We start from the raw sequence: 8,394 nt of genomic DNA on the forward strand, positions 1-8,394 counted from the left end.
CTGGCGGGCGAGCCGGCGGTCGTGGCGTTCGCGCGCGGCGTCCGCCTGTTGCTGCGACCACGCGTCCCAGCCGGTGCGCTCGCCGGTCACGGGGACCATCGCGATGCAGTCGACCGGGCAGGGCGGCACGCAGAGGTCGCAGCCCGTGCACAGCGATTCGACGATCGTGTGCATCTGTTTCGGTGCGCCGACGATCGCGTCGACCGGGCACGCCTGCATGCACAGCGTGCAGCCGATGCACAGGCTTTCGTCGATGAACGCGACGGCGCGCGGATGCTCGGTGCCGTTGACGGGGTTCAGCGGGATCACGGGCTTGCCGAGCAGGCTCGCGAGGCGCGCGATGCCTTCGGCGCCGCCGGGCGGGCACTGGTTGTAGTTCGCGTCGCCGGCGGCGATCGCGTCGGCGTACGGACGGCAGCCGTTATAGCCGCACTTCGTGCATTGCGTCTGGGGAAGCAGATCTTCGATGCGATCCGCGAGGGTCTTGGAATCAGTCACGGTGACAACGGGCGCTGCGGCGCCGAATGGCTCTCGGCCGCGTGTGGCGCGGCCGGAAAGGTTTGCCAAACCTTGATTATCGCCGATTTCCCGCATTGCGCTGGACGCCGTCTGTGCGCATAATCGAACCGCTTTTTTGCAGGGGCTCAGCAGGAGGGCGGCCGCACGTGGTGCGCCCGTTCCAGGGCGGCCGGCGCCGAGGCGGTGGGGGTGCCGGTCCGGATCACGCGGCTCACATAGCAAAACGCCACATGAATCAGCCAAAAATCAAAAGAGATCCTGAAGGTACGCGCCGTCGCATCCTGATGGCGGCAGCCGAAGAGTTCGCGAGTGGAGGGCTGTTCGGCGCACGCGTCGATCAGATCGCACGCCGGGCCGAAACCAACGAGCGCATGCTCTATTACTACTTCGGCAGCAAGGAGCAGCTGTTTACGGCCGTGCTCGAGCACGCGTTCTCCGCGCTGACCGACGCGGAGCGCGTGCTGGATCTCGATGGCGTCGCACCCGTCGAAGCCGTCACGCGGCTTGCGCATTTCATCTGGGATTACTACCGCGATCATCCTGAGCTGCTGCGGCTCATCAACAACGAGAACCTGCACGAAGCGCGCTACCTGCACAAGTCGACGCGGATCCGCGAGATGATGTCGCCGATCGTCGCGAAGCTCGGCAACGTGCTGATGCGCGGCCAGAAGGCCGGCCTGTTCCGCGGCGACGTCGATCCGCTGCACTTCTACGTGACGCTGTCGGGACTCGGCTACTACATCGTGTCGAACCGGTTCACGCTCGCCGCGACGCTGGGGCGCGACTTCAGCGAAGCCGACGAGCGTGCGGAAATGGTCAGGATGAACACCGAGGTGCTGCTCGCGTATCTGCTGCGACGCTGAGCCGTGCGCCGATGAGCGGCCCACTCGCGGCCGCTCGCTGCATAAGAAAACGCCGCCGTGCCCAACAAGCAACGGCGGCGTTTTTGCGTCGGAATGCGGCGCGTCAGGCGGCCTTGCGCGCGCGAACGGGTTTGACCCGCGTGCTGCCCGCGCTTTTCGCGGCCGGCGCGGCCTTCACGGTTGCCGTCCTGGCGGGGGCAACCGTCGCGGCCGGGGCCTTCGCACGCACGCGTTTCGCGACGGGGGCACGCGTCGTTTCGGGCTGCTTGCTGGACGGCACGGCGGCGAGGGTTGTCGTGGCCGGTGCATCGGCGGGCGTCTCGGCGGGCGTCTTCGTCGCGCCGTTCTTCGGTTCCGGCGCATGCTCGCGGATGAAGTCGCGCAGTTGCGGGTAGATGATCGTGCGCCAGCGGCGGCCCGAGAAGATCCCGTAGTGACCGCACTTCTCCGCGGTCAGGCTGCGGCGATGGTCCTGCGGGATGCCCGTGCACAGCTCGTGCGCGACGTGCGTCTGGCCGCTGCCCGAGATATCGTCGAGCTCACCCTCGATCGTCATCAGCGCGGTGTGCTTGATGTCCTGCGGACGCACGCGCTCGCCTTCGACATCCCACGTGCCTTCCGCGAGCCGGAATTCCTGGAACACGACGCGGATCGTCTCGAGGTAGTACTCGGCGGCCATGTCGAGCACCGCGTTGTATTCGTCGTAGAACTGGCGGTGCGCTTCGGCGTCTTCCTCGTCGCCGCGCAGCAGGCTCTGGTAGAAGTCCCAGTGCGATTGCGCGTGGCGCTCCGGGTTCATCGCGACGAAGCCCGTGTGCTGCAGGAAGCCCGGATACACGTGGCGGCCTTCGCCCGGATAATTCGCGGGCACCGTGTGGATCACGTTGTTTTCGAACCACGCGGTCGAGTGCTGCGTCGCGAGCGAGTTCACCGACGTCGGGCTGCGGCGCGCGTCGATCGGGCCACCCATCATCGTCATCGTGAGCGGGGTGTCCTCGCCGCGGCTCGCCATCAGCGAGATCGCCGCGAGCACCGGCACCGTCGGCTGGCACACGGAGATCACGTGCAGGTTGCGCGCGCCGATGTGACGAATGAATTCCTGGATGTACGCGACGTAGTCGTGCAGGTGGAACGGGCCAACCTCGACCGGCACCATCCGCGCATCGATCCAGTCGGTGATGTACACCTTGTGATCCTGCAGCAGCGTGCGCACGGTATCGCGCAGCAGCGTCGAATGGTGGCCCGACAGCGGCGCGCAGACCAGCACGACCGGCTCGTCCTTCAGTTGCGTGACGGCGTCGGCGTCGTCCGAGTAGCGCTTGAACCGCAGCAGCCGGCAGAACGGCTTCTCGACGATCGTCTGCTCGACGATCGGGATGTTGTGGCCGTCCTTGACGATCTGGTGCAGGTTGAATTCGGGCTTCTCGTAATCCTTGCCGAGCCGGTACATCAACTCGTAAGCGGCCGCCATCCGCGTCGCGCCGGGCATCAGCGAGAACGGGCTGGACGGATTGGCGAACGACTTGGAGGCGGCCTGGGCCCAGGCCGTGAGCGGGCTCAGCATGGCCCGCTGGAATTCGTGCAGTTGGTAAAGCATGCAGACTACTCCCGCTTGGGGGACGGTGCGCAGGGGCGGTGTGGTGCGTCGCGGCGTGCCGTGTGGGTCAGCGACCGGCCATATTGCAGTGCGGCCGGACAATCGAGTTGATCATATCGGACAACGATGGATGTTGCAATGCAACATTTCCCCGATTTTTCATCAAACTTTTGCGAATTGACGATCTATGAAGAAGCCGCCCCGCCGCCGGTCAGCGCCCTGTCGCCACGGCCGGTGCGGGCTGGCCTGCCGCGCGCGCCATTGCCTCTTCGTGGTGCATGAGGTTCATGGCGGTATGCACCAACGCCACGTGCGAGAACGCCTGCGGGAAATTGCCGACGAGCCGGCCTTCGACCGGGTCGTATTCCTCGGCAAGCAGCCCGAGGTCGTTGGACAGCGCGAGCAGCCGGCTGAACAGCCGGTGCGCGTCGTCGATCCGGCCGAGCAGCGCGTAATTGTCGACCAGCCAGAAGCTGCATGCGAGAAACGTGCCTTCGCCGGGCGGCAGGCCATCGTCGTATTCGGTCGTGCGGTAGCGCATCACGAGCCCGTCGTGCAGCAATTCCCGCTCGATCGCGTCGACCGTGCCGACGATGCGCGGGTCTTCCGGCGGCAAAAAGCCGAGCAGCGGCATCAGCAGCACGCTCGCGTCGAGCTCGTCGCTGTCGTAGCTTTGTGCAAACGACTGTTTGCCTTCATGCCATGCGTTCTCGCATACGTCCGCGTGGATCCGGTCGCGCAGCGCGCGCCAGCGGTCGAGCGAGCCGGGCAGCCGGAACATCTCCGCCGACTTGATCGCGCGGTCGAACGCGACCCACGCCATCACCTTCGAGAACGTGAAATGGCGGCGGCCGCCGCGCGTTTCCCAGATGCCCTCGTCGGGCTCCTGCCAGATCTTCTCGAGATGGTCGAGCAGCGCGCATTGCACGGACCAGACCGTGTCGTCGGCCTGCAGGCCGCCCACGCGCGCGAGGTGCAGCGCGGCCATGATCTCGCCGAACACGTCGAGCTGCAGCTGGTTCGCGGCGCCGTTGCCCACGCGCACCGGTTTCGAATCCTGATAGCCGGGCAGCCAGTCGAGCTCCATTTCCGGCAGCCGGCGCTCGCCGGCGATCCCGTACATGATCTGGATCTGCTCGGGCGAGCCGGCCATCACGCGGCCGAGCCACGTGCGCCACGCGCGCGCCTCGTCGTAGTAGCCGCCGCGCATCAGCGCGAGCAGCGTGATCGTCGCGTCGCGCAGCCAGCAGTAGCGATAGTCCCAGTTGCGGTTGCCGCCGATCTTCTCGGGCAGCGACGTGGTGGGCGCCGCGACGATGCCGCCGGTCGGCTCGTACGCGAGCGCCTTCAGCGTGATCAGCGAGCGGCGCACGGCGGCCGCGTAGCGGCCCTGCACCTGGCAGCGCCCCGACCATTCGAGCCAGTAGTTCTCGGTGCGCGCGAGCATCGACAGCGGGTCGCGCGCGGGCGGCAGCCGCAGGTGGGACGCCGCGTAGCCGAGCGAGAACGGGATGCGCTCGTCGGCGCTCACCGTGAATTCGGCGAGCGTGTGCAGGTTCTTGCCGGTGAGCTCGACCGGCGTGCGCAGCACGACCGTATCGGGCCCGGCGATTGCTTTCATCCCGTTCTCGCGTGACAGCTGCGTGACCCACGGGATCGAGAAACCGTAGTCGAAGCGCAACACCAGTTCCATGCGCATCTTCATCGTGCCGTGCCGGCCGACGACGATCCGCACGAGTTCCGACCAGCCGTTGCCGGGCGGCATGAAGTCGATCACGGTGACGGCGCCGTCGGCGCTTTCGTAGTCGGTTTCAAGGATCAGCGTGTCGCCGCGGTAGCGGCGTGACGTGTGCGTGATCGCGGCATCGGCGGCTGGCGCGAGCAGCCAGCGGCCGTGCTCGGGGGTGCCGACCAGCGCCGCGAAACAGGCGCCCGAATCGAAGCGGGGCCAGCACAGCCAGTCGACGGAGCCGTCTTTCGAAATCAGCGCGGCGGTGTGTCCGTCGCCGACGAGGGCGTAGTCTTCGATCAAGGCGGGCATGGGCAAGCGGTCCTTGGGTTATTCGAGTTCACAATGCAGGCTGCGGCGCCCGGGCTTCACGTGTCGGCGTCGCGCCCCGTATACTCGGCCGGGCGGCGGAGCGCATGAACGGCCGGCGTTTCGTCCTATCTCAACACTTGAAGCGACTCGATGCAAGGAGGATTCAATGCCCAACCGTTTACGCGAGCATGACGCACGCGCTTCGACACGAGGGTTCCCGCTTAGGCTCGCTCACTGGATGAAAGGTTTCGCGATCGTGCTTTCCTTGTCCGCGACCTCCAGCTTCGCACAACAATCGCCGGCACCGGCCGACGGCGTCTACAACCTGCTCGTCGGCACCTATACGGGGCATGGCAGCGACGGCATCTACGTGTACCGCTTCGATACGAAAACGGGCAGCGTCGCGCCCGTGTCGTCGGCGAAGACGGTAAATCCGTCCTATCTGTTGCCGAGCCGCGACGGTCGCACCGTCTACGCGGTCAACGAACTGCCCGGCGACAACGGACCGGCCACGCAGCGCGGCGGCGTCAGCGCGTTCGGCTTCGATCCGAAAACGGGTGCGCTCACGTTCATCGACCGCGTTTCGTCGGAAGGGAACGATCCCTGCTATCTCGCGCTGTCACCCGACGGCAAGTACCTCGTCACGGCCAACTACTCGGTCGCGGCCGATCCGGGCGGCAGCTTCGCAGTGTTCCCGACCCGCGACGGCGGCGCGGTCGGCCCCGCTGTGCTGACCGTGCACCATGAAGGCACGGGGCCCGTGAAGGGGCGCCAGGACGGCGCGCACGTGCACTCGACGGTGTTCTCGCCCGATGGTCGCTACCTGTTCGTGCAGGACCTCGGCGCGGACAAGCTTTATGGCTACCGCTACACGGTGGACGGCAGCCGCGGGCTGATCAGCCCGACCGACACGCGCTACACGCCCGTGAAGGCCGGCTCCGGCCCGCGTCACATGGTGTTTGGCGCCGATGGCCGGTTCGCATACGTGACGAGCGAACTCAACGCATCGGTCGAGGTGTTCAGCTACCACGACGGCAAGCTGACGCCGGTCGAGACGCTGCCGATGACGGTGCCGGGCTTCAAGGGCAAGGTCGGCGGCGGCGCGATCCACCTGTCGCCGGACGGCCGCTTCCTGTACGTGACCAACCGCGGCGACGTGAACGACATCGTGATCTACGCGGTGAACCAGGCCGACGGCCGGTTGAAGCGCGTGGGCCGCCAGTCGAGCCTCGGCAAGACGCCGCGCGAATTCCTGATCGATCCGACCGGCAAGTGGCTGATCGTCGGCAACCAGGACAGCGACACGTTCTACGTGTTCAGCCGCGATGTCGAAACGGGGCAGCTCGGCCCGAATCCGCAGAAGGTGGCGCTCGGCAGCCCGGTCGACTTCAAGCTGGTGCCGGTGGCGCAATAAATGCACGAAGGGCGCTGCCTCGGCAGCGCCCTTTCAGTGTCGGGTGGCCGCTTGCGCGGGGTGCCCGTAACGATCGTCGGCGGCCATGCGGCCGCCATGCTCAGTCGGCCGCGGCCGGCACGAGCACCTCGCGGCTGCCATTGATGCCCATCGCCGACACGAGTCCGGCCGCTTCCATCTGCTCGACGAGGCGCGCGGCACGGTTGTAGCCGATGCGCAGCTGACGCTGCACCGACGAGATCGACGCGCGTCGCGTGCGCACGACGAACGCGACCGCTTCGTCGTACAGCGGATCGGCTTCCGCATCCGGCGCGTCGCCGAACAGATCCTGCGTCGCACCGTCGGCAGCGGGGCCGTCCAGAATCCCTTCCTCGTACTGCGGCTCGCCGAATTGCTTCAGGTATTCGACGATCCGGTGCACTTCCTCGTCGGCGACGAATGCGCCGTGCACGCGCTGCGGGTAGCCGGTGCCCGGCGGCAGGAACAGCATGTCGCCCTGGCCGAGCAGCGATTCGGCGCCCATCTGGTCGAGGATCGTGCGCGAGTCGATCTTCGACGACACCTGGAACGCGACGCGCGTCGGGATGTTGGCCTTGATGAGGCCGGTGATCACGTCGACGGACGGGCGCTGCGTCGCGAGGATCAGGTGGATGCCGGCCGCGCGCGCCTTTTGCGCGAGACGGGCGATCAGCTCCTCGATCTTCTTGCCGGCGACCATCATCAGGTCGGCCAGCTCGTCGATCACGACGACGATCAGCGGCAACTTCGACAGCGGCTCGGGATCTTCGGGCGTCAGCGAGAACGGGTTGCCGATCTTCTTTTCCTTCGCTTCCGCGTCGCGGATCTTCTGGTTGAAGCCCGCGAGGTTGCGCACGCCGACGGCCGACATCAGCCGGTAGCGCTTCTCCATTTCGCCGACGCACCAGTTCAGCGCGTTCGCCGCGAGCTTCATGTCCGTGACGACCGGCGCGAGCAGGTGCGGGATGCCTTCGTAGACCGACAGCTCGAGCATCTTCGGGTCGATCATGATCAGTCGCACGTCCTCGGGCGTCGCCTTGTACAGCAGCGACAGGATCATCGCGTTGATCGCGACCGACTTGCCGGAGCCCGTCGTCCCGGCGACCAGCATGTGCGGCGCCTTCGCGAGATCGGTGACGACCGGGTGGCCGGTGATGTCCTTGCCCATCGCGATCGTCAGTTGCGACGTCGAGTGCTGGTACTGGCGCGATTCGAGGATCTCCGACAGGCGGATCATCTGGCGTTTCGCGTTCGGCAGTTCGAGACCCATGCAGGTCTTGCCGGGAATCGTCTCGACGACGCGGATCGACGTGAGGCCGAGGCCGCGCGACAGGTCCTTCATCAGGCCGACGATCTGGCTGCCGCGCACGCCGAGCGCGGGTTCGATCTCGAAGCGCGTGATCACCGGACCCGCCGATGCGCCGACCACCGTCACCGGTACCTTGAACTCCTGCAGGCGCTGTTCGATCACCTGGCCCGTCTGCGCGAGATGTTCTTCGGTGATCGGTTCGACGTCGTCGGAGGCGGGCTCGAGCAGATCGAGCGTCGGCAGTTCGACGTTGAACGAGGCGGGCGCGTGGAATTCGAATGCGTTCGGACGCGGCGGGCGTTCGGGCGCGGCTGGTGCGTCGGTGGCCGGGGCGCTCGATTCCGCGAGCGCGGCGGGATCGACTGCAGTCGGCAGCGTGGCCGCGGGAAGCGTTGCGGCCGGGAGCGGCGCGGTCGTGACGGCAGGGATCGCGGTGCCGGTCGTCGTGGGCATTGCGCCGGCGCCGGGCATGGCCCAACTCGACGGCGAAGCAGCGGCAGCCGGCGGGGCGGTGAACGGCTGGGCCTGCGGCGCCGGGTTGGGCGCGATGGGTGGCCTCGGTGTCGCCGCGTCGATGGAGGCGCCCGGAACGGAGAGGGTCGGCAATGCCGACGCCGACGGGCTCGCGGAAGT

At 67.1% G+C, this 8,394-nt stretch carries 6 protein-coding genes; 2 read left to right on the forward strand and 4 right to left on the reverse strand.

The annotated features are described in order from the left end of the window. Nucleotides 1-594, reverse strand: a 594-nt coding sequence (gene rsxB, locus F3J14_RS32025; RefSeq protein ID WP_166726339.1) for an electron transport complex subunit RsxB, incomplete at its 3' end; no start/stop codon positions are given. 155 nt (nucleotides 595-749) lie between these two features. Here rsxB and F3J14_RS32030 point away from each other — a divergent pair. Beyond that, a complete protein-coding gene (locus F3J14_RS32030; protein ID WP_166726334.1) occupies nucleotides 750-1,382 on the forward strand; it encodes a TetR family transcriptional regulator in 633 nt (210 codons plus the stop codon). Between the two features lie 103 nt (nucleotides 1,383-1,485). On the opposite strand, the gene phaZ is transcribed toward F3J14_RS32030, so the two are convergent. Beyond that, on the reverse strand, nucleotides 1,486-2,979 hold the full coding sequence (phaZ, locus tag F3J14_RS32035) for a polyhydroxyalkanoate depolymerase (protein ID WP_166726335.1): 1,494 nt from the start codon (nucleotides 2,977-2,979) through the stop codon (nucleotides 1,486-1,488). 211 nt (nucleotides 2,980-3,190) lie between these two features. Then, nucleotides 3,191-5,020, reverse strand: a complete 1,830-nt coding sequence (locus F3J14_RS32040; RefSeq protein WP_166726336.1) for a glycoside hydrolase family 15 protein — start codon at nucleotides 5,018-5,020, stop codon at nucleotides 3,191-3,193. 166 nt (nucleotides 5,021-5,186) lie between these two features. On the opposite strand from F3J14_RS32040, the gene F3J14_RS32045 reads away from it, so the two are divergent. Then, the gene (locus F3J14_RS32045; protein WP_211080413.1) at nucleotides 5,187-6,434 is read left to right on the forward strand and encodes a lactonase family protein; all 1,248 of its coding nucleotides are present in this window, start codon (nucleotides 5,187-5,189) and stop codon (nucleotides 6,432-6,434) included. 100 nt (nucleotides 6,435-6,534) lie between these two features. On the opposite strand, the gene F3J14_RS32050 is transcribed toward F3J14_RS32045, so the two are convergent. Next, a partial coding sequence (locus F3J14_RS32050; protein WP_282100782.1) for a DNA translocase FtsK occupies nucleotides 6,535-8,394 on the reverse strand: 1,860 nt, incomplete at its 5' end.

It is taken from the genome of Burkholderia sp. Tr-862 (assembly GCF_011753085.1).
In the GTDB taxonomy this organism is placed as follows: Bacteria; Pseudomonadota; Gammaproteobacteria; order Burkholderiales; family Burkholderiaceae; genus Burkholderia; species Burkholderia ambifaria.